The 22,252-nt window shown below is 70.3% G+C and carries 26 protein-coding genes; 9 read left to right on the top strand and 17 right to left on the bottom strand.

The genetic code is table 11. The features are described from left to right. Positions 1-9: 9 nt before the first annotated feature. The 5 genes from V1318_RS06095 to V1318_RS06075 all read right to left on the bottom strand — a co-directional run bounded on the left by V1318_RS06095 (position 10) and on the right by V1318_RS06075 (position 3,370). Positions 10-405 carry an EF-hand domain-containing protein gene (locus tag V1318_RS06095; protein ID WP_332938636.1) on the bottom strand — a complete coding sequence of 132 codons (396 nt, stop codon included), beginning with the start codon at positions 403-405 and terminating at the stop codon, positions 10-12. Positions 406-781: 376 nt separating this feature from the next. Then, a complete protein-coding gene (locus V1318_RS06090) occupies positions 782-1,918 on the bottom strand; it encodes a winged helix DNA-binding domain-containing protein (protein ID WP_332938635.1) in 1,137 nt (378 codons plus the stop codon). A 110-nt stretch (positions 1,919-2,028) separates the two neighbouring features. After that, the gene (locus V1318_RS06085) at positions 2,029-2,217 is read right to left on the bottom strand and encodes a CPXCG motif-containing cysteine-rich protein (RefSeq protein WP_332938634.1); all 189 of its coding nucleotides are present in this window, start codon (positions 2,215-2,217) and stop codon (positions 2,029-2,031) included. Between the two features lie 8 nt (positions 2,218-2,225). Then, complete coding sequence (locus V1318_RS06080) at positions 2,226-2,873, bottom strand: short chain dehydrogenase (protein ID WP_332938632.1); 648 nt, start codon at positions 2,871-2,873, stop codon at positions 2,226-2,228. Next, positions 2,870-3,370 carry a hypothetical protein gene (locus V1318_RS06075; protein ID WP_332938630.1) on the bottom strand — a complete coding sequence of 167 codons (501 nt, stop codon included), beginning with the start codon at positions 3,368-3,370 and terminating at the stop codon, positions 2,870-2,872. The genes V1318_RS06080 and V1318_RS06075 overlap by 4 nt, the downstream gene beginning before the upstream one ends. A gap of 230 nt (positions 3,371-3,600) precedes the next feature. Here V1318_RS06075 and V1318_RS06070 point away from each other — a divergent pair, with 230 nt between their 5' ends. Further along, positions 3,601-4,104 (top strand): hypothetical protein, encoded by a 504-nt coding sequence (locus V1318_RS06070; RefSeq protein WP_332938629.1) that lies wholly within the window; start codon positions 3,601-3,603, stop codon positions 4,102-4,104. Positions 4,105-4,115: 11 nt separating this feature from the next. On the opposite strand, the gene V1318_RS06065 is transcribed toward V1318_RS06070, so the two are convergent. Beyond that, positions 4,116-4,880 carry a lytic transglycosylase domain-containing protein gene (locus V1318_RS06065; RefSeq protein ID WP_332938627.1) on the bottom strand — a complete coding sequence of 255 codons (765 nt, stop codon included), beginning with the start codon at positions 4,878-4,880 and terminating at the stop codon, positions 4,116-4,118. Positions 4,881-4,908: 28 nt separating this feature from the next. After that, complete coding sequence (locus tag V1318_RS06060; RefSeq protein ID WP_332938626.1) at positions 4,909-5,511, bottom strand: hypothetical protein; 603 nt, start codon at positions 5,509-5,511, stop codon at positions 4,909-4,911. A 185-nt stretch (positions 5,512-5,696) separates the two neighbouring features. Between V1318_RS06060 and V1318_RS06055 the strand changes: the two genes are divergently transcribed. Next, entirely contained in the window at positions 5,697-7,037 is a 1,341-nt protein-coding gene (locus V1318_RS06055) for an APC family permease (protein ID WP_332938625.1), read from the top strand. 117 nt (positions 7,038-7,154) lie between these two features. On the opposite strand, the gene V1318_RS06050 is transcribed toward V1318_RS06055, so the two are convergent. From V1318_RS06050 to V1318_RS06040, 3 genes are all read right to left on the bottom strand, one after another. After that, on the bottom strand, positions 7,155-7,655 hold the full coding sequence (locus V1318_RS06050; protein ID WP_332938623.1) for a hypothetical protein: 501 nt from the start codon (positions 7,653-7,655) through the stop codon (positions 7,155-7,157). Between the two features lie 180 nt (positions 7,656-7,835). Continuing rightward, on the bottom strand, positions 7,836-9,011 hold the full coding sequence (locus tag V1318_RS06045) for an MFS transporter (RefSeq protein ID WP_332938621.1): 1,176 nt from the start codon (positions 9,009-9,011) through the stop codon (positions 7,836-7,838). 375 nt (positions 9,012-9,386) lie between these two features. Then, entirely contained in the window at positions 9,387-10,280 is an 894-nt protein-coding gene (locus V1318_RS06040; RefSeq protein ID WP_332938619.1) for a LysR family transcriptional regulator, read from the bottom strand. An 84-nt stretch (positions 10,281-10,364) separates the two neighbouring features. On the opposite strand from V1318_RS06040, the gene V1318_RS06035 reads away from it, so the two are divergent. After that, complete coding sequence (locus V1318_RS06035) at positions 10,365-11,141, top strand: NAD(P)H-dependent oxidoreductase (RefSeq protein ID WP_332938618.1); 777 nt, start codon at positions 10,365-10,367, stop codon at positions 11,139-11,141. A gap of 21 nt (positions 11,142-11,162) precedes the next feature. Here the strand turns inward: V1318_RS06035 and V1318_RS06030 are convergent, their stop codons facing one another. The 3 genes from V1318_RS06030 to gnd form a co-directional block, all read right to left on the bottom strand. After that, positions 11,163-11,975, bottom strand: coding sequence for an N-acetylmuramoyl-L-alanine amidase (locus V1318_RS06030; protein WP_332938616.1), 813 nt, complete (start codon positions 11,973-11,975; stop codon positions 11,163-11,165). A 171-nt stretch (positions 11,976-12,146) separates the two neighbouring features. Next, on the bottom strand, positions 12,147-12,680 hold the full coding sequence (locus V1318_RS06025) for a hypothetical protein (RefSeq protein WP_332938614.1): 534 nt from the start codon (positions 12,678-12,680) through the stop codon (positions 12,147-12,149). 83 nt (positions 12,681-12,763) lie between these two features. Continuing rightward, on the bottom strand, positions 12,764-13,669 hold the full coding sequence (gene gnd / locus V1318_RS06020) for a phosphogluconate dehydrogenase (NAD(+)-dependent, decarboxylating) (RefSeq protein ID WP_332938613.1): 906 nt from the start codon (positions 13,667-13,669) through the stop codon (positions 12,764-12,766). Between the two features lie 152 nt (positions 13,670-13,821). Between gnd and V1318_RS06015 the strand changes: the two genes are divergently transcribed. Then, positions 13,822-14,190, top strand: coding sequence for a GFA family protein (locus tag V1318_RS06015; protein ID WP_332938612.1), 369 nt, complete (start codon positions 13,822-13,824; stop codon positions 14,188-14,190). Between the two features lie 16 nt (positions 14,191-14,206). On the opposite strand, the gene V1318_RS06010 is transcribed toward V1318_RS06015, so the two are convergent. Continuing rightward, positions 14,207-14,596: an antibiotic biosynthesis monooxygenase family protein gene (locus V1318_RS06010; protein WP_332938609.1), complete on the bottom strand. Its 390-nt coding sequence runs from the start codon at positions 14,594-14,596 to the stop codon at positions 14,207-14,209. A 111-nt stretch (positions 14,597-14,707) separates the two neighbouring features. On the opposite strand from V1318_RS06010, the gene V1318_RS06005 reads away from it, so the two are divergent. Next, positions 14,708-14,962 (top strand): hypothetical protein, encoded by a 255-nt coding sequence (locus V1318_RS06005; protein WP_332938607.1) that lies wholly within the window; start codon positions 14,708-14,710, stop codon positions 14,960-14,962. Here the strand turns inward: V1318_RS06005 and V1318_RS06000 are convergent. Next, on the bottom strand, positions 14,959-15,384 hold the full coding sequence (locus tag V1318_RS06000) for a RidA family protein (RefSeq protein WP_332938605.1): 426 nt from the start codon (positions 15,382-15,384) through the stop codon (positions 14,959-14,961). The two genes, V1318_RS06005 and V1318_RS06000, sit on opposite strands and share 4 nt — an antisense overlap. Before the next feature lie 256 nt (positions 15,385-15,640). Here V1318_RS06000 and V1318_RS05995 point away from each other — a divergent pair, with 256 nt between their 5' ends. Beyond that, on the top strand, positions 15,641-16,339 hold the full coding sequence (locus V1318_RS05995; protein ID WP_332938602.1) for a hypothetical protein: 699 nt from the start codon (positions 15,641-15,643) through the stop codon (positions 16,337-16,339). A gap of 80 nt (positions 16,340-16,419) precedes the next feature. On the opposite strand, the gene V1318_RS05990 is transcribed toward V1318_RS05995, so the two are convergent. Together V1318_RS05990 and V1318_RS05985 are read right to left on the bottom strand one after the other, a co-directional pair. Next, on the bottom strand, positions 16,420-16,899 hold the full coding sequence (locus V1318_RS05990) for a nuclear transport factor 2 family protein (protein ID WP_332938600.1): 480 nt from the start codon (positions 16,897-16,899) through the stop codon (positions 16,420-16,422). 67 nt (positions 16,900-16,966) lie between these two features. Beyond that, entirely contained in the window at positions 16,967-17,971 is a 1,005-nt protein-coding gene (locus V1318_RS05985; protein ID WP_332938598.1) for an alpha/beta hydrolase, read from the bottom strand. 173 nt (positions 17,972-18,144) lie between these two features. On the opposite strand from V1318_RS05985, the gene V1318_RS05980 reads away from it, so the two are divergent. From V1318_RS05980 to V1318_RS05970, 3 genes are all read left to right on the top strand, one after another. Next, the gene (locus tag V1318_RS05980) at positions 18,145-18,705 is read left to right on the top strand and encodes a TetR/AcrR family transcriptional regulator (RefSeq protein ID WP_332938596.1); all 561 of its coding nucleotides are present in this window, start codon (positions 18,145-18,147) and stop codon (positions 18,703-18,705) included. 161 nt (positions 18,706-18,866) lie between these two features. After that, a complete protein-coding gene (locus V1318_RS05975; RefSeq protein ID WP_332938594.1) occupies positions 18,867-20,573 on the top strand; it encodes a hypothetical protein in 1,707 nt (568 codons plus the stop codon). 146 nt (positions 20,574-20,719) lie between these two features. Further along, positions 20,720-22,252, top strand: coding sequence for an amidohydrolase family protein (locus V1318_RS05970; protein ID WP_332938592.1), 1,533 nt, complete (start codon positions 20,720-20,722; stop codon positions 22,250-22,252).

The raw sequence follows: 22,252 nt of genomic DNA, 5'->3' as shown, positions 1-22,252 counted from the left end.
TGGAATCTATCAGCCGCCGTGCTTGGCCGGCTTGCTGCCCTGGGCCTTGGCGACGTAGGCCTTGTACTCGTCGGCGGTCAGCGAGCCGTCGGCGTTGGAATCGGCCTTGTCGAAGACCTGGCCGAGGGCCGGCACGCTGGAAGCTTCGGTCTTGCTCAGATTGCCGTCCTTGTCGACGTCGACATCGCTCCAGCTCTTCTTCTGCGGCGCGGCGGCGGTGGCGGCTGCCGGCTCGCTGGCCTGGGCGGCAGTCGCATCGGTCGCGGCGGCGGCCGCGGCATCGGCGCTCTGGGCCTGCTCGGCCGGCGGAGCCTGCTCGGCCTGCTGCGCGAACGCGAGCGGAGCCGACAGGCTGGCGACGAGGGCGAAAGCACCGATCAACGACTTGCGGGACAGGGTATTCATGCGATCTCTCCTGGAGGTGATGTGTTGCGCGGATGTCTTGTAAGCCTGGGGGCCACCGCACGACTGCACCTTGCCGGCACGCATCTGAACCGATCTCGGGCGCGAAGCGTTAAAGCTACGTTCGCTTAACCACATGCGATGCGAATGACGTTAGGCCCGCGGCCGATCGCCAGCGCAAAACGCGTCAAAACGTGACCCAGGACGGCATTCGCGCCGCTCGCGCTGTGCGCCGATTGGCTGAACGCAACACAACCTTTACGAAATCGCGTGTGGTCCCGTCATGCGCGTATGCGTTCGCGCATGCAGCGGCGATGCGCGCGCACGCACCGATTCCTGACTCGATCGCAGATCGGGCGTGATGCGCGCCACAGCGCGTTCAGGCGGCGACGGCCTCGAAGCGCACCGCGTGCGCGAGCCCGGGCGCGAACGTCGCCAGGCATTGCCGGGCCTGCTCGTCCAGGGTGGCGCGATGTGATTTGGACAAAGCGGCGAACGGCAGGATCGCGATCGTCGCCCTGTCCTTGGCGCGTTCCATGCTCCAGCTGCCGGCGACGAGACCGTCGATCAGCACGGTGGCGCGGACGATGCCGTTGCGGGTGAAGATCGCCCACTTGCGGCGCTCGTCGAAGATGCGGCTGCGGTCGGCATGCGCGAGCAGCAGGTTGTCGAAATCGGCGAGCAGGCGCGGCGGCGCGGGCGCATCGGGATCGGGCGGCGACGCCTCGATGGGATCGAACAGGGCCGCGCCCTCCGGGCCGCGGTAGCTGCGCAGGCGCGGACGCAGCCGCTCGACGATCGCGCGCACGCCCTGCAGGCCCGACCAGGCGGCGATGTCCTGCACCGTCGCCGGCCCGAATGCGGCCAGATAACGCAGCACCATCGCCTCGGCCGCGTCGTCGGCGCCCAAGGCCTGGCCCAACCAGTCCGCGGCCGGCGCGAAGCCGGCCGCGCGATGCGAGTCCCAGACCCCGGCCGGCGGCACATGGACCAGCGGTTCGACGCCGCGCACCCAGCGCGCCATCGCGGCCGCATCGCGTTGCGGCCATTGCGGTTGCAGCGCCGCGCCCAGCTCGGTCGCGTTCAGGCACTTGCGCGCGAGCAGGGCGAGCCCGGCCGCGCCCAGCGCGTCCAGGTCCATGTCCTGCACCGCCTTGCCCTGATCGCTTTGCAGGAACAAGCGCCGCAGCATCGGCTGCAGGGTCGCGCGCCAAGCCAGATAATCGCGTGCGCTGACCAGATGCAAGGTGCCGCGCATCATGGTCGCGCGCACCACCTGGCGCGTTTGCATCAGTTCGGTCAGTTGTTCGGGCCGGAACCCGGACAGCCGCGTCCACAGGCCCAGGTAGGGCGGATTCGGCGCCTGCGCCTGCAGGCCGCCCAGGCGCTCGATCATCGCCAGCGGCGTATCCGACGACGGCTGCAGCAAGGCCTGCCGATGCAGCAGGGCGCGATTGAGCGCGCGTAGGCTCAGCGTTTCGCCGTCGGCGGCGGTGGCGGATTTCCTGGCGGGCATGGCGCTTGCGAGTGCGGGGGAGTAGCGAAAGATAGCCCGACCGGCGAACGCCGGCATCCGCGCCTGTGCGCGCTTGCGAGCCGGCCCGCGCTGTCGGGCCGCGACCGCCGTCAAGCCTCGTCTTCTGCGCTCACGCCGACCTGCGGCTCGCCGTCTTCGCCGATGGCGACGGAGACGACGATGGGACGGCAGCACACCTGGCAGTCCTCGATGTAGGTTTGATCTCCGGCGGAGACGTCCAGCAACAGGCCGATCGTCTCCCCGCAGTACGGGCAGCTCACGTTGATGAAGGGCTGCATGGACATCGCTACCAGCCCACGCGATAGACCTGTCCGGTCTGCAGGCCTTCCACGCTGCGCACGAAGGCCAGCGCCGCGCGCGCGGCCGGCACCGGTTCGAAGCCGCGGAAGTACGGCGCGTAGTCGGGCATGGCCTCCTCGATCACGGTCGGATTGACCGCGTTGATGCGCAGGCCGCGCGGCAACTCGATCGCGGCCGCGCGCACGAAGGCTTCGATCGCACCGTTGACCAGGCTGGCGCAGGCGCCGGCCGCGATCGGCTGTTCGCTGAGCACGCCGGTGACCAGGGTGATCGAGCCGCCGTCGCGCAAACGCGTCTGCGCGGCCAGCGCGAGATTGACCTGGCCCATCAGTTTGTCGCGCAGGCCCAGGCCGAAGCTCGAGGTTTCGATCGGCGCGGGCGCGATCCGGGCCAGCGGCACGAAGGCGACGTTGCCGGCCGCGCAGACCACCGCGTCCAGCGGGCCGGCCCGATCCAGCGCGGCCTCGATGCTGGCCGGATCGGCCAGGTCGATGCGCACATCGCCGGAACTGCGCCCGGCCGCGATCACCTCGTGGCGTTCGGCCAGCGCGGTCGCGACCGCGCGCCCGATCACGCCACCGGCGCCGATCACCAGCACGCGGCGGCGCTGGCCTTGGTCGGCCGCGATGCTCACATCGCCGCCTTCGGCAGGGTCTGGTTGGCCGCGGGCACCAGCAGGACTTCGACCGGCTCGCCGGGGTTGTGGCTGCGGACGCGGAACTCGTTGGCGTCGAGCTTGAGAATGTCGGCCGGATACGCCTGCCCTTCCTCGATCAGGGTCAGCTGGCCGGCGTCGAACTTCCACTGCGCCTGCAGCGGCGTACCGCCGGGTCCGTCGATGATCAGGCCGCCGTCGGCGAGGAAGGCGTAGGTGGTGCCTTTCTCGACGGTCGCCGATTCCTTGACCTCCCAGATCTTGCCCGCGAACTGCGCGGGCGAAGGCGCGGCCGTGGCGGCCGGCGCCGGCGCCGGTGCCGGTGCCGGCTGCGTGCCCGCATCGCTGGCGGCGGGCGCGGGCGTCGCTGCGTCCGCCGCGGGCGCGGGTGCGGGTGCGGGCGCCGGCTTGCAGGCGACGAGTCCGAAGGCGACGACGGCGGCGAGTGCGAGGGCGGAACCGGAATAGCGGCGCATGAGGCTCTCCATGAATGCGGTAGCGAATGGCGCAGACAGTAGCACCGCGCCGTTAAGGCCGGGCGCAGGCGCGACAGCCCTCACGTCGCGGTAACCCGGGCGCGCCCAAGCTCGTCGCGACGGCCGGGCGGCGACGCTGAGCGGTGCCCGTCGCGGCCGCCGCCCGCACGATGCGCGGCGTGGCGATGCGCATCGGAACACTCCAGGGCGGAGCATCGTCAGGAGGAAGCATGAAGATCCGACACGTGTTCAGCACGCCCGATCTCGACAGCGCCCAGGCCGCGATGAACGCCGCACTGGAAGCCGGCGTGCACGACGAGGACATCCTGTTGATCGCGCGCTCGGACATCGAGCTCGCATCGATCCCCAACGAGCGCAAGGAAGCCGACACCGACCTGATGCCGGCCGCGCTGCGCGGCGCCGGCATCGGCGGCGCGGCGGGACTGGCGGCGGGATTGGCGGTGGTCGCGGCGACGCCGATCGCCTTGACCCTGGCCGGCGCGGCGGCCGCGACCATGGCCGGCGCGATGGTCGGCTGCTGGGCCTCGGCCCTGGTGGGCTCGTCCCTGCCCGATCCGATCCGGCGCAAGTTCCACGACGAGATCGAGGCCGGCCGCATCCTGGTGGTGGTCGACGGCAGCAAGGAATTGCTGACCGCGGCCGAGCCACGCATCGTCGCCCAAAGCGGCGCCGTTCCGCTGCCGTTCGAGGCGCACAAGGCCGCCGTGGCCTGAGCGCCGCGAACTCAGCGCTTCCTGATCGCGCGCTTGGGCTTGGCCGCGAGCGCGGCGCGGTAGTTCTCGTGCAGGGCCTGGACCTTGGCGATGTAGGCCTGGGTCTCGCGGTAAGGCGGCACGCCGCCGTAACGCGCGACCACGCCGATGCCGGCGTTGTAGGCGGCCGCGACCAGGGTCAGGTCGCCCTTGTAGCGGCGGATCAGCTGCTTGAGATGGCGCGCGCCGCCGTTGATCGAATCCTCGGCCGAGAACGGATCGACCACGCCGTATTCCCTGGCCGTGGCCGGCATCAGCTGCATCACGCCCTGGGCGCCCTTGGGCGAGACCGCGGCGGCGTTGAAGCCGCTCTCGGCGTGCGCGATCGCGCGCAGCCAGGCGTCGTCGACGCCGGTGGCCTTGGCGGCGGAACGGAACTGCGCGGCGTACTTGTCCAGCTGCGGCTTGCCGACCTGGCCCAGGCCCAGGTGCGCGGGTTCGCCGGGCGGCGTTTCCACGGTGAACGACAGCACCTTGGTAGAGCCGGGCAGATTGCGCGTGCTGTAGACGGTCTTGCCGTCCTGCTGGCGTTCGTAGAGGGTGCCGTTGATCACGCCCATCGAGCCCCAGAGGTTCGGCACCTTGGCGACGTTGTCGTCGAACTCGCGCGCCTGGCAACGCGAGCCCGGCTCCGGCTCGGTCGCCAGGCTGACCGAGCCGTCGCGGCCGACGCAACGGTAGACCTTGCGCGCGTGCGCGTCGCCGGCCGCGCCCAAGGCGAGCGCGGCGCCCAGCACGAACGCGAGCGGCGGCGGCAGGCGGCTGTTAATGGGCGGCCGCCGCTTCGCCGGGCTGCAGGGCGATCACGCGCACGTCCACGCGCTTGCATTCGTTGTCCTGGCAGATGCCGTTGATCCAGGCCTCGCCGTTGCCGAACATCACGCCCTTGCCGCTGACCGCGAGCTCGGCGTACTTCTGCTCGCTCACCACCTTGGCGATCGCCGGCGTCACGATCCGGTCGTAGGCGGCGATGAAGGCGGCCGCGTCCTTGATCGTGGTCGGCTTGCCGGCGATGTGGGCCTTGAACGGGTAGTCGGCCATCTGCGCCACCGCCGCGGCGTCGTGCGCGGCGACCGCTTTCTGGAAGGCGAGAATCGCCGGCTCGTACACCATCGGATCGCCCAACACTTCTTCGATCGACTGGTTGACCTGGGCGCGGCCCGCATCGTCGGCGACGGCTGCAGCGCCGGTCACGGCTGTGGGCGTCGCGGCAGCGTCGTTCGCTGGCGCAGGCGCGACGGCCCCGGGGCTCGCCGGCGCAGGCGCGGCAGCGGACGTGGCCGCCGCGGGCGCGGCGTTCTCGCTGGGCGTCGGCTTGCAGGCGGCCAGCAGGGCGACGGTGGCGGCGGTCAGGATCAGCGCTCTCATTCGGTCGATCTCCTTGGGGGTCGGCGGCCAACGGCGCCGAGGCGTGCGGATAGTAGCGCCGCGGCCGTGATTCCCGGCCTAACGGGCGCCGAACCGGCGCGGCGGTCGCGGTCCGGCGCCGCCGCGCTGGATTCGCGGGCGCCGACTCGGGCACTCTGGCCCTCACGCTCCCGACCGGTGATGCCTTGGAACCGTCCTCGTCCGATCGCACCGGCGCGCGCTCCGCCGACACCGCCCCTTCGACCCTGCGCGCGGTCAGCCGCTGGCAGCTGCTGGGCCTGTCGATCAACGACGTGGTCGGTAGCGGCATCTATCTGCTGCCGGCGACCGCGGCCGCGCTGCTGGGCCCGTCCAGCCTGTGGGCGGTGTTGCTGGCCGGCTTCGCGGTCGCCTTGTTGGTGCTGTGCTACGCCCAGGCCGCGAGCTACTTCGACCAGCCCGGCGGCGGCTATCTGTATGCGCGCGAGGCGTTCGGCTCCTTCATCGGCTTCGAGGTCGGCTGGATGCTGCTGCTCACCCGCATCGCCACCGCGGCCGCGCTCAGCAACGGCCTGGCCGAGGCGGTCGCGCACTTCTGGCCGGGCGCGGCCACCGGCGCCGGACGCGTCGCGGTGGTGGTCGGCTCGCTGGCGCTGCTGGTGGCGATCAACCTGGTCGGCGTGCGCACCGCCGCGCGCGCCGGCGTGGTGCTGGCGATCGCCAAGCTGCTGCCGCTGTTCCTGTTCGTGCTGATCGGCGCCAGCCATTTCGATGCCGCGCTGGCCGACACCGCGGGCGCGCTGCCCGGCGACGCGATCCCCTTGCGCAACCTCGGCGAGGCGGCCTTGCTGCTGCTGTTCGCCTACGCCGGCTTCGAGAACCTGCCCGCCGCGGCGGGCGAGTATCGCAATCCGCGCCGCGACGTGCCGTTCGCGCTGCTGACCATGATCGCCTCGGTCACCGCGATCTACTTCGCGGTGCAGTGGGTCGCCCTGGGCACTCTGCCGGGCCTGGCCGCTTCCAAGGCGCCGCTGGCCGAGGCCGCCGCGCGTTTCGGCGGCTGGTGGCTGGCCTTGATCCTGACCGTCGGCGCCAGCGTCTCGATCCTGGGCACCAACAACAACACGGTGATGATGGCGCCGCGCTATCTGCTGGCGCTGGCCGCCGACGGCTACGGCCCGCGCGCGCTGGCCGCGATCCATCCGCGCTTCCGCACGCCCGCGGTCGCGATCCTCAGCATCGGCGCGGTGTCGCTGGTGTTGGCGCTGTCGGGCTCGTTCGTGCAACTGGCCCTGCTGTCGGTGGTGTCGCGCCTGTGCACCTACCTGGGCACCGCGGTCTCGGTGCTGGTGCTGCGGCGCCGCCACGGCGACCGCGCCGAAGCGCTGCGGCTGCCCGGCGGGCCGCTGATTCCAATCCTGGCGACCCTGCTGTCGCTGGGGTTGCTGGCCAGCGCGAGCCTGAAGAACCTGATCGCGGCGGCGATCGCGTTGGCGGTCGGTGCGTTGATCTACCTGCTGCGACGCAAACCCGACAGCGCGGCCTGACCCCGGCGAACGCGAGCCGGTTCCCGGGTCCGGCATCGACGTCGGCAAGGCCGGCATCGCCGCACCCGGGAAACACCCCGGCCGAAGCCGGGGGCTCTTCCCGTCGTGGGGCCTATCTCAGCGCGCGCCGCCGCAGGTGGCGTTGGCGCAGACGTTGCGCTGCTGCAGCGCGCGATCCACCGCCTGCTTGTCGGCCCGGCTACGGCCGGAATCGCGATCGGCCTGGCGTTGCGCGACGGTCCTGCAGACGCGCTCGACGCGGTTGCTGCCCATGGATTTGACGCGCTCGCAGACCACGCGCTCCTCGGTGGCCTGCTTGGGCGCGGCCTCGATCCAGACCAGGTTCGCGCTGGCCTGGGCGCGCTGGGCCTCGTCCAGGTCTTCGTAACGGCGGCCGTCCAGCAACGCGAACAAGGCGTCCTGACGGGACGCGACTTCGCGGCGGGTATCGGCCGGAAGCCGGCCGTAGACGCCGTTTCCGGCATCGATGTCGCCGCGGATCTGGCGCTGTTGCGTCAGCACCGCGGCGGCGTCGAACGGCGCCGCCTGCTGGGCCAGGGCGATGGGCGCGACGCACAGGGCCGCGGCCAGGGTCAAACTCAAACGGAATACGCGCATGATTTCCTTGCCTGCTGAGAGGCCGGACGACCGGTCGCGCCCGTCTCGTGTCCAAGCGGGCGCGCGCGTCCCCGGTCGCCCGCGCCGAAGCGTGTGTGCGCATCGGCCCGTCCGATCCTAAGTGAGCGCGCCTGCGCGCAGGCGCGGCGACGCGATCCCGCCAAACTCGGACAAGTTCGCTCAGACCGGGCAATCGGCGGCCGCCGCGGCCGCGCGCGCCTGCGCCGACACCAGCCACAGCGACAGGGCGATCGCGACGGCCACGATCGCCGCCGCCGCATAACCCAGCGCGCCCACGCCGACCGCATCGATCACGCGACCGCCTACCAGCGCGCCCACGCCGATGCCGAGGTTGGCGCCGGAGATGTTCAACGAGGCCGCGAACGCGGACGCGCCCGGCGCGGCCTTCATCACCCGCACGTGGCTGACGATGAACAAGGCGGCCTGGGTCACGCCCCAGACCGTCAGCGCCAGCGCCAGTCCCCAGGTCGAACCGATCGACGGCACCACCGCCAGCAGGCCCAGCGCCATTGGCGCGCTGAACAACAGCGAGGCGCCGATCGGATTGCGGTCGACCAGACGCCCGCCGATGCTGTTGCCGATCAGGCCGACCGCGCCGAACGCCATCAGGGTCCAGCCGATCCAGCTGCCGTCGAAACCGGCCAGGCGCTCCAGCAGATCGGCCAGGTAGGTATAGGCGGTGAACATGCCGGTGAACAGCAGGGTCGACAGCAGCACGTGGCCGATCAGCAGCGGATCGCGCAGCACGCGGAACTGCTCGCCCAGCGGCGAATGCGCGCGCTCCAACCGGCTCGAGGGCAGGAAGAAATACAGCAGTGCGGCCTTGCCGAACGCGACCGCCGCCAGCGCGCCGAAAGCCGCCCGCCAGCCGTAGGCGTCGGACACCAGGGTGCCGATCGGAACGCCGAGCACGGTGGCGCAGATCACCCCGAAGGAGATGATCGAGATCGCGCGGCCTGCACGCTCCTGCCCGACCAGGTCCACCGCGGTCTCGCTGGCCAGGGCCCAGAACACCGGCACGCCCAGCGCCGGGATCAGCCGCGCGAGCGCCATCACGCCGATGTTCGGCGCCAGCGCCGCCGCCAGGTTGGACAAGCCGAACAACAGCAGCACGATCACGAACAGGCGTTTGCGCTCGAAGCGCGAGAAGTAGGCGGTCAGGAAGGGACCGCTGGCGGCGACCGCGAAAGCGAACAAGGTCACCAGCAAGCCGGCCTGCGGAATGCTGACGCCGAGATCGCGCGCCAGCGGCGGCAACAGGCCGACCAGGATGAATTCGGTGGTCAGCACGGTGAAGCCCGCGGCCGACAGCAACAGAATGGGCAAGAGCAGCACGTGGGGCTCCGTAGCTTGCGAATGGGGCGCGGCCGCGAGCGCCACCCACGAAGGCGGGCTATGCGACGATGGCGGGAGTGGTGGCGGATCGCGCTGCGATCCGCGCTGCGGGCTTTGCAATCTAGACGACACGCATGCATCGATAAACGCGAACGGCGCCGCGTCTGCGTTCCAGCAACGGATCAATCGGCGCAAGCCCGTACCGCGTATGGCTTTGGCGGAAATTCGGCGTTGTGGGAATCACTATCCCAATTCGTCGCGCGTCATGCGGTGCGCCGCATTGGTCGTGGTTGCGGTAGCGACCGCACGGGCACCAAGCGCGGCGCATGGCGATGATGTGTTCGCCTTCGGCTCACCGCATCCTACGGTTGCGCCTCAGACCGAGGCGGCGATGCGATCGCGCAGCCAGCGCTGGGCGGGATCGCGGTGCGAGCGTTCGTGCCACAGCATGGACATCTCGTAGCCCGGCAGTTCCACAGGCGGCTCGACCACGCGCAGCGCGGGCGCGTCGCGCACCAGTCGCTCGGGCAGCAGCGCGACCAGGTCTGTGCTGGCCACGACCGACTTCACGAACAGGAAGTGCGGTACCGACAGCACGACCCGGCGCGACAGACCCAATGGCGCCAGCGCTTCGTCGGTGACGCCGTGAAACCCGCCGCCGTCCGGCGACACGATCACGTGCTCCAGCGCGCAGAACTGCGCCAGGGTTGGGCGGCGCTTCAAACGCGGATGACCGGCGCGCCCCACCAGCACGTAGCGCTCGGTGAACAAGGCGCGCCGCCGCAAGCCCTCGGGGGCGCCCTGGGTGGTGTGCAGTGCCAGATCGATCTCGCCCTGTTCGGCCTGCTTGGCCACGCGCGAAGGCTGCATCTGCAGCACCGCCAGACGGCAGGCCGGCGCCAGCGCGCGCAGGCCGGCCAGGGCCGGCAGCAGCACCGCCGACTCGCCGTAGTCGGCCGAGGCCACGCGCCAGGTTTGCTGCGCCCGGGCGGGATCGAACGGGCCCTGCGGCGACACCGCGCGCTCGACCGCCTCCAGAGCCAGCCGCAAAGGTTCGCGCAGGGCTTCGGCGCGCGCGGTCGGGCGCATGCCGCGCGGCCCGGGCAGCAGCAACGGATCGCCGAAGATCTCGCGCAGCTTGGCCAGGTGCACGCTGACCGAAGGCTGGGAGAAATTCAGGCGCTGCGCCGCGCGGGTCACGTTGTGCTCGGCGAGCAAGGCATCCAGGGTGACCAGCAGGTTGAGGTCCAGCCGTCGAAGATTATTCATCGACATACCTGCGATATGGAGAATTCATTTCCAATATACCTTGGCGCCGCCTAGCCTGCGCGCATCCCCTTTCCGAGATCCCGCATGAACGTCCTGCTCGTCTACGCCCATCCCGAGCCGCGGTCCTTGAACGGCGCGCTCAGGGACTACACGATCGAGCGGCTGCAGGCCGCCGGCCACAGCGTCCGGGTCTCTGACCTGTATGCGATGAACTGGAAAGCGGTGCTGGACGGCAGCGACCATCTGGATCGGCCCGCCGACGCGCCCTTCCATCCGGTGCTCGATTCCAAGCGAGCGTTCGACAGCGGCCGCCAGAGCGCCGACATCGCGCTGGAACAGGACAAGCTGCGCTGGGCGGACACGGTGATCCTGCAGTTTCCGCTGTGGTGGTTCACGATGCCGGCGATCCTCAAGGGCTGGGTCGATCGCGTTTACGCCTACGGATTCGGCTACGGCGTGGGCGAGCATTCCGATGCGCGCTGGGGCGACCGCTACGGCGAAGGCACCCTGGCGGGCAAGCGCGCGATGCTGGTGGTCACCGCCGGCGGCTGGGAATCCCACTACGGCCCGCGCGGCGTCAACGGCCCGATCGACGATCTGCTGTTTCCGATCCAGCACGGCGTCCTGCACTACCCGGGCTTCGAGGTGCTGCCGCCGTTCGTGGTCTATCGCACCAGCCGCATGGACGAAGCCCGGTTCTCGGCGGTACGCGATGCGCTGGGCCAACGGCTGGATGCCCTGTCGACCACCGCGCCGATCGCGTTCCGTCGCCAAAACGCAGGCGAATACGAGATTCCGGCGCTGACCCTGAAGCCGGAGGTCGCACCCGAGCGGGTGGGGTTCGCGGCGCACATCGAATAAGCGCCGTCGCCCGGCGCAAGATCAAGGCGGCGTAGCAGCTGTTCCCACCGGCAAGGCCATCAACTGCTGCTGCAGATCGAACAAGATCTCGTCGTCGCCTTCCAGCCAACCATCGCTGTCCTGGCCGCGGTAGTGGCGATGGAAGGCGCGTTGCGCCGCGGCGGGATCGCGCAGGTCGTAGCCGATCGTGCGCAGCGCGGCCCAGCGGTCGAAACCCGGCGGCGGCGCTACGCGTTCGGCGCGCGGCCACAGGCCGAAGCCGGCCTGCGCCAGGCGCGACCAGGGAAACAGCGCGCTGGGGTCGTGCTTGCGGGTGGGGGCGATGTCGCCGTGGCCGATCACCAATTGCGGCGGGATCGACAGGCGCTGGCTGATGTCGCGCAGCAAGCGCAGCAGGGTCTGGATCTGCGCTTCGGCGAAGGGCGCGCTGCCGTCGTTGTCCAACTCGATGCCGATCGAGGCCGAGTTGAGGTCCTCGATCCCGCCCCAGCTGGCGGCGCCGGCATGCCAGGCGCGGTCCTGCTCCGACACCAGTTGGTACAGGCGGCCGTCGGCGCCGATCAGGTAATGCGCGCTGACCCGGCGCTCCGGGTCGCCCGCGCGGAGCACGCGCAAGGCGCCCTCGGCGCTGTCCATCTCGGTGTGGTGCAGCACGATCAACTGGGCCCGGCGCGGGCCGTAGTTGGGCGAGCCGTGCCATTCGGCCAGCGGATTGCGCGGCGGCGCGCTCGCGCAGGCACCGAGGCCGGCGATCAGCAAGCCCAGCCAGCACACGCGCAGCGCGTTCACAGCCCGCGCGCGCACGACGTTTTCAGGATCGGGGACCGACTGCACCTATCGCTCCTTGGTTCGCAACGCAGTCGGATCGTCGCACGACGCCCGCGTACAGGCGAGCCGGCGCATCGGATTCACGGCCATGGCGGCCTTCGGCGCCAGCCTGTCGCGGCCTTCGGCCAGGACGCGGCCGGCCACGGTACCGGAGGCCGCCACCCTGCGCCGCCAGCCTCAGTCGACGGTGTTCGCAGCCGCTTCGTCCGAGCGCGCGGCGCTTGCCGCGGGACGCCGGATCTGCCGACGCAGACCGATGCCGTAGACCAGGTAATAGCCGACCAGCATCGCGGCGATCGCCATCGTCAGCGGGCTGGTCTGGCTCATCGGCATGCCGCCGGAGAATGCGCCGCCGGCCCAGCGCCAGGCCAGGCGCCCGATCAGCAGCAGGGACAGCGCGCCGCCGATCCAGGGATTGGGCGTGTAGTAGGCCGCCTTCATGCACGGCTCGACACGGGTATGGCGCAGCGCGAACACGCCGATGGCGGCGCCGATCAGACTGCCCGCGAGCACGCCCGGCCACACATGCGGCAGCATGACCGCGCCGTAGATCAGCGCCAGCATGGCCACGCCCAGAATCGCCAGGCGCACCAGCGCGCGTGTCGGCCGGTAGGCCTGTCGGCCGAACTGGCTGCGGATGCGACGGTAGTAAAACCAGCCGATCCCCGCGGTGGCGAGGACCGGAGTCACTGCGGGCAGGGTCATTTGCATGGCGGCGCTCCTGGATTCAGGCGCACTTTGCGCCGGCGTCGCCGCCGCGGCGAGGTGCCAGAGGTAACTTTCTGGGGGTGCCGTTAGCCAGTCTTGATCTTGTGGCCGCCGAACTCGTTGCGCATCGCCGCCAGCAGCTTGTCGGCGAATGAGTCGCTTTCGCGCGAACGCAGACGCTCCAGCAGCGAGGCGGTGATCACCGGCGCCGCCACGTCCAGATCGATGGCCTCGGCCACCGTCCAGCGGCCCTCGCCGGAGTCCTCCACATAAGGCGCGATCCCGTCCAGGGCCGGGTTCTTGCCCAGCGCGTCGGCGCCCAGGTCCAGCAGCCAGGAGCGCACCACGCTGCCGTGCCGCCAGATCTGCGCGATCTGGTGCAGGTCCAGGTCGAAACCGGGCTTGCGCTGCATGATCGCGAAACCCTCGGCATAGGCCTGCATCAGGCCGTACTCGATGCCGTTGTGGACCATCTTGGTGAAATGCCCGGAGCCGCTGGGCCCGACCCGGCCCCAACCGCGGTCCGGCGCCGGCGCCAGGGTCTCGAAGATCGGGCGCAGGCGCTCCACCGCGTCCTCGTCGCCGCCGATCATCAGGCTATAGCCCTCGGCCAGGCCCCAGATGCCGCCGCTGGTGCCGGAGTCGACGTAGTGCAGGCCGTGCTCGGCCAGCATCGCCGCGCGCCGCATCGTGTCCTTGTAGTTGGAGTTGCCGCCGTCGATCACGCTGTCGCCGGGCGCCAGCAGCGGCAAAAGCCGGGCCAGGGTCTCGTCGACGATCTGCCCGGCCGGCACCATCAGCCAGACCGCGCGCGGCGCCGGCAGGGCCGCCACCAACGCTTCCAGCGAGGCCGCCGCGGCGATCCCACGCGCCGCCGCCTGCTCGCGCGCGGCCGCACCGGGGTCGTAGCCCGTTACCGCATGCCCGCCGCGCACCAGGCGCTCGGCCATGTTCGCGCCCATCCGGCCCAGCCCGACCATACCCAGTTCCATCGCTCGCTCCAGTTGACGTGTACCGGCAGTGTTGGCGCCCTGCCCCGCGCTTGCAACGCCGGGCCGCGCAACGCAGCGATGCGCGGCCGCTGCTGACAGGAATTGACGCCGTCCTGGGCGATCATGCGCCCAGGCCCACCGAGGATATCCCGATGACCCTGCAAGGCAGCTGCCACTGCGGCAAGACCCGATTCGAAGTGACCGAAGCCCCCACCGAGGTCACCCGCTGCACCTGTTCGTACTGCAGCAAGCGCGGCGGGCTGTGGGCCTACTACACGCCCGAGCAGTTCCGCCTGCTCACGCCGCTGGAAGACGTGGCCACCTACCGCTGGAACACCGGCATGATCGCCCACCACTTCTGCGCCACCTGCGGCTGCACCACCTACGGCGAAAGCCCCAGCTGGGTGGATTTCAAACCCGACTTCGAGCACCCCAAGATCAGCATCAACGCCCGCCTGCTGGACGATTTCGACCTCGACGCGGTGCCGGCGTCCGTGATCGACGGCAAGAATCTGTGGTGATCGCGGCGGCGCGGCCCTAGAGGCCGTGCCCGCCCACCGGCCGGGTGGTGGTGCCCGTGTCGAAACCGGCGACCATGGGCATCGCGCGCGCGATCGCCGCGCGCACGGCCGGCAGCTTGAGCGAAGCCGCGTGGCTGTCCTGGCTGTCCCATACCTCGGTGATCCAGATCGCGTCGGCATCGCCGGCGTCGTGGGCGACGATGTAGCTCAGGCAACCGGGCATGTCGTGCACGCCCTCCAGCAGTATCGCGACCAGTTCGTCGCGTTTGCCCGCGCTGGCGGTCATCTTTCCGATCAATCCGTACATGGTCTGCGCTCCTGCGGGAGTCGCGCACCAGGGCGCGAAGTGGGCGCCGGCGAGCACGGTGCCGGCCATGGGCACGAACTCGCGTCGGCTGCGATCCATGGCGCGCATTTTAGCCGCGCCGGCAATGGTCCTGCAGGCGACGGAGCGCGGGCGCGTGACGCCTCCTACACAGGCGCGAACTATGATGCTGAAACACGGACGGGAAGGTCCGTGGTCACGCTAGGCGAGGTGCGCATGCCCTGGACCCGCGAACGACTCGACGCCGAACTGGCCGCGCTGGAAGCGCAGCTGCCCACGATCGAGCACGAGGCCGACCGCCACGAGGTGCTGGCGCGCTTCGCCCTGCTGGCCAATCCCGTCCTGGAAGCCGCGGCCGCGGACGACTACGCGCATGCGCTGGACCGGGTGCAGGCGATGCTGGCCGCGCGCGGGCTGGTTTTGGAGGACGACGGCGTCGCCGGCTAGGCCGCCAAAGCCGCGATCGCCTCGACCTCGAACAGCATGCCGTCCAGGGCCAGGCGCGGCACCGGAATCAAGGTGCAGGCGGGCTTGGCGGCGGGACCGAACGCGGCTTCGAGTTCGGCGCCGAAGACGTGCAGACGTGCTTCGCTGTGGTCGACGATCAGCACGGTGAGCTTGGCGATGTCGGCCGTGCCGGCGCCGGCCGAGGCCAGCGCGGTCTTCAGGTTCAGCAGCGCCTGCCGCACCTGCTCGCGAAAGTCGGGCGACAAGCGTCCGTCCTGGGTTTCGCCGCCTTGCCCGGCGATCAGCAGCCAGCGCGCCGCGCCGCTCACGCTGGCCACGTGCGAATAGCCGTTGGGCGCAGGGTCGTACAAGCCGGCGGGATTGGAGAGCGTCAGCACCGGGGTTTGCTGGATACGGGTCATGGTCGTCCTGAAGTGGGGAGAGATGCCGTCGGACATGGCGACCGCGGCGGCGCGATCAAGCGCATGCCGCGCGGGCGCCGTTCGCCTGCGGACATCGGGACGACGATTCGGCGCGCGCCGGCGTGACATCGCCGCCATCGCGGCCGCGCCGCGAAATCCGCGCAAAGCTCACAACGGCGGCCTCGCCGCGTTGGTAAGCACAGGCGGACCGGTGCGCGCGTCCGCCGCCCCTACCACGCGCGCGCGGAGATGCGACATGAGCCCTGCAACACACAAGTTCGCCCATGCGGTGCTGGGCGCTGCGTTCTGGCTGGCCCTGCTGGGCTGGAGCGGCCAGGCCCTGGCCGCCTGTCCGGGCGCCAGCCCCTGCGAAACCATCCAGGTCTACCGGATCCAGTCCTGGCCGACGATCCGGGTCGACGCCGCCGGCCGGCCCCTGATTTCGATCCAGGAAGCCAACGGCGCCGACGAGAAGGCGTTCAAGGTCGCCGTCGCCGGGCAGGTCGCCTCCAAGGCGCTGGCGATCCGCTACAACGTCACCCGCATCGAAGACCCGCCGAACGACTACTGCGAGTGCAATCTGGAATACAACGCCAAAGGCTGCCCCTCCAACCTGCCGCCGCAGCAGCTGCACCAGTGCTCGCGCGTCTGCCGTCGCGGCGCGCTGCCCTGCACCGGCACCGGTTTCAACCTCAAGCAGGACAGCGGCGGCAAGTGGTACTCCTTCCCGGCGGCCACCCAGTGCGGCGGCGTGCGCGTGGTCTGGAAGAAGCACGGCTTCGGCGCGGTGAAGCCCAGCTCCTGCGATTGGCTGGAGAACTCGCGCGTGATCAAGACGGTCGGCTGCATCGCCACCGCGCTGGCCGCCGCTCCGGCGCCCAGCCTGGACGAGTTGTTCGGCAGCGACGCGATCTGCCCCGCCATCGACGAAGCGACGCTGGACTACATTCCCTGACCTGGACCGCGATCGGTCCCGCGCGCCCGCTCTCTCCGGCGGGCGCGCTTTCTTCGTCGAAGTCCGGCACGGGCTGACGTTTACAGCCCCAGATCGCTCAGGCCCGGGTGATCGAGCGGGCGGCGGCCCGTGGCATCCCAGTGGAACTTGCGCTGGCCGGCATCGATCGCCAGATCGTTGATCGAGGCGTGGCGCTGGCGCATCAGGCCGCGCTCGTCGAACTCCCAGTTCTCGTTGCCGTAGGCGCGGAACCAGCGGCCGTCATGGTCGCGCCATTCGTAGGCGAAGCGCACCGCGATGCGATTGCCTGCGTAGGCCCATAGCTCCTTGATGAGCCGGTAGTCGAGTTCCTTGGCCCATTTGCGGGTCAGGAAATCGACGATGGCGGGCCGGCCGCTGAAGAACTCGGAACGGTTGCGCCATGCGCTGTCTTCGCTGTAAGCCAAGGCGATGCGTTGCGGGTCCCGGCTGTTCCAGGCGTCTTCGGCGGCGCGGACCTTGGCCAGCGCGGTCTCCAGGCTGAAGGGCGGGAGCGGCGGGCGAGATTCGATCGTGTTCATGGGCGTCTCTGTGTGTTGGCGGAGGACGAAGCGGCGCCCCGGAGTGCCGGGGCGCCGCATGGGCGACTCAGTGCTTGGCGAGGAAGTCGCGGATCAGCTGCGCGATCTGCGCGCTGTGGGTTTCCAACGCGAAGTGGCCTGCGTCCAGCAGATGCACCTCGGCCTTCGGAAGGTCGCGACGGTAGGGCGCGGCGCCCGCGGCCAGGAAGATCTGATCGTTCTTGCCCCAGATCACCAGGGTTGGCGGCTGGTGCTTGCGGAAGTAGGCCTGCCATTGCGGGTACTTGGGCAGGTTGTTGCGATAGTCGTAGATCATCGCCAGTTGGATGTCGGTGTTGCCTGGGCGGTCCAGGTAGGCCTGATCGAGCATGTAGGCATCCGGGCTGACCAGGCTGGGATCGGGCTCGCCGTGCAGGTACTGCCAGCGCGTGCCGTCCAGGGTCAGCGCGGCCTGGCGCAGGTGCTCGCGGTTGGCGGCGCTGTTGTCGTTCCAGTAGGCCTTGATCGGATCCCAGAACTGGCCGATGCCTTCCTGATAGGCGTTGCCGTTCTGCACGATCAGCGCGGTCACGCGCTCCGGATGCTGCGCGGCCAGACGGAAACCCACCGGTGCGCCGTAGTCCATGACATAGAGCGCGTACCGCGACAGGCCCAGCTGGCGGGTGAACCGCTCCATCAGCGCCGCGTAATGGTCGAAGCTGTACTCGAACTGCGCCGGCGTCGGCGCAGCGCTGCGGCCGAAACCCGGATAGTCCGGTGCGATGACGTGGTAGCGGTCGGCCAGGCGCGGGATCAGGTCGCGGTACATCTGGCTGGAGGTCGGGAAGCCGTGCAGCAGCAGCAACACCGGCGCATCGCGCGGGCCGGCTTCGCGATAGAAGATCTCCAGCCCGTCGACGGTGGCGGTGCGGTAGCGGGTGGCGGTGGCGTCCTGGACGGTTGCGGCGGCGGGCGCGGCCGAATCCTGGGCCAGGACCAGCGGAGAGGCGAAGGCGGCGACCGCCGCGAGCAGCAGCGCGGCGCCGGCGCGCAGGCTGCGGCGCGATGAGTTTCGTAGGGAGGAAGCGGACATGGCGGGATTCCTGGGTTTGGGTGGCGTTCTTGTACCGAACGATCGGTACAATAGAAGCCGAGACCGGACCCGTCAACGCCGCCGCTGCGGACGCAGCGTTTCATCGGTGGCCACATTGACCGCGCCGCGCCCTGCAACCATATTGGACCGAACGTTCCAGTCGACCCGCCGCCATGCCCGCGCCCCTGTTGTCCCGCGATGAAGTGCTAGACCGCCTGCTGGGCGCGTTCCGCCGCCACGGCTACGACGCCGCGTCCCTGGGCCAGCTGTCCGAGGCCACCGGCTTGGGCCGGTCCAGCCTGTATCACTACTTCCCCGGCGGTAAGGAGGACATGGCGCGCGCCGTGTTCGATCGCGTCGATGCCTGGATGCACGACGAAATCCTGGCGCCGATGCGGGGCGGCGGCACTCCGGAACGGCGGCTGGCCAAGGTCGTCGCCAAGCTGGACAGCTTTTATGGCGGCGGCGCCGAGGCCTGCCTGTTCGGCAACCTGGTCGTCGGCGACGCGCGCACGCTGTTCCAGGATCGTCTCAACGCGTCCTTGCGCGGCCTGATCGACGGCTTCGCACGGCTGGCCCGCGAGAAGGACGGCGTGTCCGCGCGCGAAGCGCAACGGCGCGCCGAGGACGCGGTGGTGCGCATCCAGGGTTCGCTGATCGTCTCGCGCGGCATCGAGGACTCCGAGCCGTTCCGGCGCGTGCTCAGCGGCCTGCCGCAGCAACTGCTGGGCTGAGCCCAGGCCCTGTCGCAACCGAACCGGAGAACGAACGCCCTGCCCGCGACCGTTCGTCGCCGGCCTGGCCGATCCTGCGTTGCCGACTCGTTCCTCCGTTGTGAATGGCGCCCCGCGCTTGCGGCGCAGAACGGATTCGAGGCACGACAGGGAGGTTGGCCATGCCGAACACCGCGGACATGCTGTGGTTCAAGACCCGTTTCGCCGCGCGCGTCGCGCCGGCGCTGGCCGGCACCCCGCTCACGCTGGATCTGATCACCGCCCTGGCCTGCCAGGAGACCGGCGAGGTCTGGCCGATACTGCGGCACAAGTCGATGAGCGAGGAACGCATCCTGGCCCTGTGCGTGGGCGACACCCTGGACGCGAACGCCGGGCGCAGCGCGTTCCCGCAGACCAAGACCGCCCTGCTGGCCGCCGCGCGCGGCGACGAGATGTTCGCGATCGCGCGCAAGGCGCTGGTCGACATGGCGGTGCACATCGAGGCCTACCAGGGCGCGGCGTCGCGACCGAACAAGTTCTGCCACGGCTTCGGCATGTTCCAGCGCGATCTGCAGTTCTTCCGCGACGACCCCGACCACTTCCTGGAACGCCGCTACGAGAGCTTCGAGGAATCCCTGTCCATGTGCGTCGCCGAACTCCAGCGCGGCCTGCGCAAGCTGCGCCTGCAGGACCGTTCCTCGCTGACCACGATGGAACTGACTTCGGTAGCCATCGTCTACAACACCGGCGGCTTCCGGCCCGAGCGCGGGCTGCGCCAGGGCCATTTCGACGGCGAGCGCTTTTACGGCCAGGCGATATTCGACTTCATCCGCCAAGCCCAGACCGTGGCGACGCCCGACGCGCCGGCGCCGCTGCCCACGCCGCGCACCGGCGAGGCGCCGCTGCCACCGCCCAGCCCGGTGACCGCGACCGGTCCCTTCTTCCGCGTCGATACCCGCGTCTCGACCTTGCGCTTGCGCGGCGAACCGCGGATCAGCCGGCCGGCCACCGCCAACGTCAAGGGCGAGCTGCCCGACGGCCACCCGGTGCGCGCGATCAGCGGCCGCGCCGTCAACGGCTTCATGGAAGTCGAGACCAGCCTGTTCGGCGCGCTGCTGCGCGGTTTCTGTTCGACCGACTTCCTGGTCCGCGACAACAGCATCGGCGAGATCCCGGTGATCGAGCCCGCGCGCGATCCGCCGCGCAGCGGCGTGGTCGCGGTGCTGATGCCGCGCCGACCGGGCCGGGTGACGCGCCGTCGCGACGCGGCCGGCGCGCATTCGCTCAACGAGGAGGGCCAGCCCGAGCGCTCCGGCGCGAGCGCGCCGGAACTGCGCGAGGACCTGGCCCAGATCATCGACTGGCTCGCGGTCGACAAGCCCGCGCACAAACGCTACCAGCCGCATTCGGGCCTGACCTTCTGCAACATCTACGCCCACGACTACTGCCATCTCGCCGGCGTCTATCTGCCGCGTGTGTGGTGGAACTCGCCGGCGATCGAGAAGCTGCGCCGCGGCCAGACCGTCGAAGCGCTGATCGGCAACACCATCTTCGAAATGCGCGCCAACGACCTGTTCCGCTGGCTGCGCGACTTCGGCCCCGAGTTCGGCTGGCGCCAGGTCGCGTCGCCGACCCGATTGCAGGAAGAAGCCAACCAGGGCGCGATCGCCCTGATCGTGGCGCGACGCAGGATCGAGGGCAAATCCGGGCACATCCTGCCGGTGGTGCCCGAGACCGAGACCGAGCGCGCCCATCGCACCGCGTCCGGCGAGGTCGACAAGCCGCTGCAAAGCCAGGCCGGCGCCAGCAATTTCCGCTACGGCACCAGCACCGCCAACTGGTGGAAGGACGAGCGCTTCGCCGAAAGCGCGTTCTGGGTTCACGCCTGATCTCCTCGGGCGGCGCGCTTCACGTCGACACGGACGGCGTGGGGCGCGCCGGCTAAACCCCGGGGCCGCTGCACGCATCGCATCCAGGCAGGCGCGCCGACGACGGCCGCCTCGTATCATGGCCCTGGCAAAGCGTGGAGTGGCGGATGAAGGCTTGGTGGTTGGCGGCGGCCCTGTGCGCCGCGAATGTCGTTCCGGCGGCTGCGGCCGAATCCGCGGCGCGAGCGCCCGCTCGCGGCATCTGGCTGATCCGCGACGTCAGTGTGATCCCCGCCGACAATGCCGACGTGCTCGCGCACCGCGATGTGCTGGTGCGGGACGGACGCATCGCTTCGATCGTCGAGCACGGCAAAGGCCGTTCGCCGCACGGCGCCAGCCCGATCGACGGCCGCGGCCGCTTCCTGATCCCCGGCCTGGTCGACGCCCACGTCCACATCGCCACCGAAGGCGCGCTGCGCGACAGCAAGAATCCGCTGCTGTCCGGGCTGGACACCGGCCCGGACCATGTCTACGACCGCCGCGTGCTATTGAGTTTCCTCAAGGCCGGCGTGACCGGCGCGGCCAATCTGGGCGGCGGCGCGAACAGCGACGAAGACCTGCTGTGGCTGCGCGACGAGATCGCCGCCGGCCGCATCCTCGGGCCGCGCCTGTACGTGGCCAAGCGCATCAACGGCCCGCGCGCGGAGGTCGCCTCGCCGCGCCCGGCCGAGGTTCCGGCGTCGAAGCCCACGGCCCCCACCTCCGCCGCCGACGGCGTCGCGGCCGTGCGCGCCGCGCGCGAACGCGGCTACGACTTCATCAAGCCCTACCAGTTCCTCAACCGCGAGACCTATCAGGCCATCGTCGACGAGGCCAGGCGCCAGGGCATGGTCACTTCCGGCCACTTGCCGGAACTGGGTTGCGGCGTCTGCGCCGACCGCGCTTTCGCGTTCGCGCATCCGCTGGACAACATCGCCCACAGCGAGGAGCTCGGCCGCTACGGTCGCCAGTCCGATCTCGCACCGGGCGATATCGACGCCCTCGCCGACCTGGTCGCGGACCGCAAGATCGGCGTCACCCCGACCCTGATCACGCTCAAGCAGATCGTGCACATGTACGTGCGGCGCGAAGTACCGGCTACCCCGGGCGACTGGAGCGCCCTGGTCGATCCGGTCACCCGCCAGGATTGGGCGCCCGCGGGCAACAACTACCTCAGCGCCAAGTTCCGCGCCCAGGACGGCGCCGACACCTTCTCGGCCGGTTACGACTTCTCGCGCCTGCTCACCCGCGAACTGTGGAAGCGCGGCGTGCCGCTGACCGTGGGCACCGACGCGCCCCTGCCCGGCCTGGCGTTCGGCGTGTCGGTGCACCAGGAAATGATCGAACTGCGCGAGATCGGCTTGTCGCCGCTGGAGGTGCTGCGCGCTGCGACGGTCAATGCGCATCGTCTGTTCGATCGCAAGGGCGGCAGCGGCGCGGTGCGCGTGGGAGAACGCGCCGATCTGGTGCTGCTGGACGCCGACCCGCTGGCCGACATCCGCAACGTGGCCCGCGTCAATGGCGTTTTCGTGCAAGGCCGCTGGTTGCCGGCGGCCAGGATCGACGAGCTGTTGGCGGAGTCGGACGAAGCGATGCGCGCACTCTCGCGCCGCATCGAGGCGCGTCAGGCGGAAGCGGAGCGGCCCAAGCCGACGCCGTGA

The organism is Lysobacter sp. CCNWLW3, assembly GCF_036697405.1.
GTDB lineage: Bacteria > Pseudomonadota > Gammaproteobacteria > Xanthomonadales > Xanthomonadaceae > Lysobacter.
Note: the sequence above shows the minus strand (reverse complement) of the source record. Positions and strands in the feature narration are given on the sequence as shown.

What these genes read in the sequence shown, in the direction of transcription:
- V1318_RS06095 (WP_332938636.1), bottom strand. Translation starts at nt 405, where the DNA reads ATGAATACCCTGTCCCGCAAGTCGTTGATCGGTGCTTTCGCCCTCGTC.
- V1318_RS06090 (WP_332938635.1), bottom strand. Translation starts at nt 1,918, where the DNA reads ATGCCCGCCAGGAAATCCGCCACCGCCGCCGACGGCGAAACGCTGAGC.
- V1318_RS06085 (WP_332938634.1), bottom strand. Translation starts at nt 2,217, where the DNA reads ATGCAGCCCTTCATCAACGTGAGCTGCCCGTACTGCGGGGAGACGATC.
- V1318_RS06075 (WP_332938630.1), bottom strand. Translation starts at nt 3,370, where the DNA reads ATGCGCCGCTATTCCGGTTCCGCCCTCGCACTCGCCGCCGTCGTCGCC.
- V1318_RS06070 (WP_332938629.1), top strand. Translation starts at nt 3,601, where the DNA reads ATGAAGATCCGACACGTGTTCAGCACGCCCGATCTCGACAGCGCCCAG.
- V1318_RS06060 (WP_332938626.1), bottom strand. Translation starts at nt 5,511, where the DNA reads ATGAGAGCGCTGATCCTGACCGCCGCCACCGTCGCCCTGCTGGCCGCC.
- V1318_RS06050 (WP_332938623.1), bottom strand. Translation starts at nt 7,655, where the DNA reads ATGCGCGTATTCCGTTTGAGTTTGACCCTGGCCGCGGCCCTGTGCGTC.
- V1318_RS06040 (WP_332938619.1), bottom strand. Translation starts at nt 10,280, where the DNA reads ATGAATAATCTTCGACGGCTGGACCTCAACCTGCTGGTCACCCTGGAT.
- V1318_RS06035 (WP_332938618.1), top strand. Translation starts at nt 10,365, where the DNA reads ATGAACGTCCTGCTCGTCTACGCCCATCCCGAGCCGCGGTCCTTGAAC.
- V1318_RS06025 (WP_332938614.1), bottom strand. Translation starts at nt 12,680, where the DNA reads ATGCAAATGACCCTGCCCGCAGTGACTCCGGTCCTCGCCACCGCGGGG.
- gnd (WP_332938613.1), bottom strand. Translation starts at nt 13,669, where the DNA reads ATGGAACTGGGTATGGTCGGGCTGGGCCGGATGGGCGCGAACATGGCC.
- V1318_RS06015 (WP_332938612.1), top strand. Translation starts at nt 13,822, where the DNA reads ATGACCCTGCAAGGCAGCTGCCACTGCGGCAAGACCCGATTCGAAGTG.
- V1318_RS06010 (WP_332938609.1), bottom strand. Translation starts at nt 14,596, where the DNA reads ATGGATCGCAGCCGACGCGAGTTCGTGCCCATGGCCGGCACCGTGCTC.
- V1318_RS06000 (WP_332938605.1), bottom strand. Translation starts at nt 15,384, where the DNA reads ATGACCCGTATCCAGCAAACCCCGGTGCTGACGCTCTCCAATCCCGCC.
- V1318_RS05995 (WP_332938602.1), top strand. Translation starts at nt 15,641, where the DNA reads ATGAGCCCTGCAACACACAAGTTCGCCCATGCGGTGCTGGGCGCTGCG.
- V1318_RS05990 (WP_332938600.1), bottom strand. Translation starts at nt 16,899, where the DNA reads ATGAACACGATCGAATCTCGCCCGCCGCTCCCGCCCTTCAGCCTGGAG.
- V1318_RS05985 (WP_332938598.1), bottom strand. Translation starts at nt 17,971, where the DNA reads ATGTCCGCTTCCTCCCTACGAAACTCATCGCGCCGCAGCCTGCGCGCC.
- V1318_RS05980 (WP_332938596.1), top strand. Translation starts at nt 18,145, where the DNA reads ATGCCCGCGCCCCTGTTGTCCCGCGATGAAGTGCTAGACCGCCTGCTG.
- V1318_RS05975 (WP_332938594.1), top strand. Translation starts at nt 18,867, where the DNA reads ATGCCGAACACCGCGGACATGCTGTGGTTCAAGACCCGTTTCGCCGCG.
- V1318_RS05970 (WP_332938592.1), top strand. Translation starts at nt 20,720, where the DNA reads ATGAAGGCTTGGTGGTTGGCGGCGGCCCTGTGCGCCGCGAATGTCGTT.